Source organism: Acidiplasma cupricumulans (assembly GCF_001402935.1).
GTDB lineage: Archaea > Thermoplasmatota > Thermoplasmata > Thermoplasmatales > Thermoplasmataceae > Acidiplasma > Acidiplasma aeolicum.
The window spans coordinates 1-1067 of sequence record NZ_LKBH01000218.1 but is presented as its reverse complement, the minus strand read 5'-3'; the positions used below and the strand labels follow the sequence as shown (position 1 = coordinate 1067).

Below are 1067 nucleotides of genomic sequence, written 5' to 3'. Positions count from 1 at the left end.
TATTATATGATATTAAATAATCAGATTGATTTACATGTAATATTATCTATTTATTATTAAAAATAAATTTCATATATTATGGAAATTAATGGTTTTTCATTATTAGATTTAGGAGCTAATTATCATGAGAAATCTATTTTAGTATATGGTGAAAGTAATGAGATTATTAAAGTACCATTTATTGGTGTTGTAATTAAGTTAAACGATCTGATAGTATTATTTGATACTGGTCCCAATATCGATGGTAATTATAGCATTATGAAACGATTTTCAACAAAGCAATCCGATAATCAACATTTAATTAATCAATTAAATTTATTAAACCTAAATATAAAGGATATCAAACTAGTCATATTGTCCCACCTGCATTTTGACCATGCTGGAGGTTTGAAATTCTTTAGGAATACTAATATACCAATACTAATACAAAAAAAAGAATTAGATTATGCTTACAATCCTGATTGGTTTTATAAAGATGTATATTATAGAAATGATTTCGATTTTGATGATTTAAATTATATTACTATTAATGGTAACTATAAAATTAATGACAATCTTAAAATAATTTCATTATACGGTCATACACCAGGAACTCAGGGTCTAATGTATCATTCAAAAAATAATAAGATAATCTTTACCAGTGATGCTATATATACATTAGAAAATATTCAACCAACTTTAAGAAGACAAGGATTTGATTCTTGTACTTCAATGTGGGGCAAATCAGCAAATAAAGTTATTTTAAAAAATAAATTTGATAATTTTGAAATATACCCTGGACATGATCCTGAATTTTATTCAAAGAAAAGGTTTGCACCCTATATTTATAAAGAATAGATGTTATAATTTAAATCATATAATATACAAAATTAAGTTTCTTGATAGTGTAATACTTTTACTGTAAATTCAAATGACCCTTTACCATTATACTTAATCAACCAGCCTTATCAGTGAATCACCATTGGGAAATGCACCTATCTTTTTAGTCCTTCTCTTTAATTCCCTGTTGAATCTCTCTGTTACATTGTTTGTATGCAGCTTTCTCTGATGTTCTTTTGGAAATGATA

The 1067-nt window shown here is 25.4% G+C and carries 1 protein-coding gene and 1 pseudogene; one reads left to right on the top strand and one right to left on the bottom strand.

Annotation, left to right across the window (positions count from 1 at the left end):
• The first annotated feature begins 78 nt into the window (after positions 1–78).
• Positions 79–837, top strand: a complete 759-nt coding sequence (locus AOG55_RS06430; protein WP_048101795.1) for an N-acyl homoserine lactonase family protein — start codon at positions 79–81, stop codon at positions 835–837.
• 99 nt (positions 838–936) lie between these two features.
• Here the strand turns inward: AOG55_RS06430 and AOG55_RS09165 are convergent.
• Positions 937–1067, bottom strand: a pseudogene (locus AOG55_RS09165) (transposase); the annotation flags it as partial.

Excerpts from the sequence above, each read along its gene's own strand:
- AOG55_RS06430 (WP_048101795.1), top strand. The coding sequence starts at position 79 with ATGGAAATTAATGGTTTTTCATTATTAGATTTAGGAGCTAATTATCAT.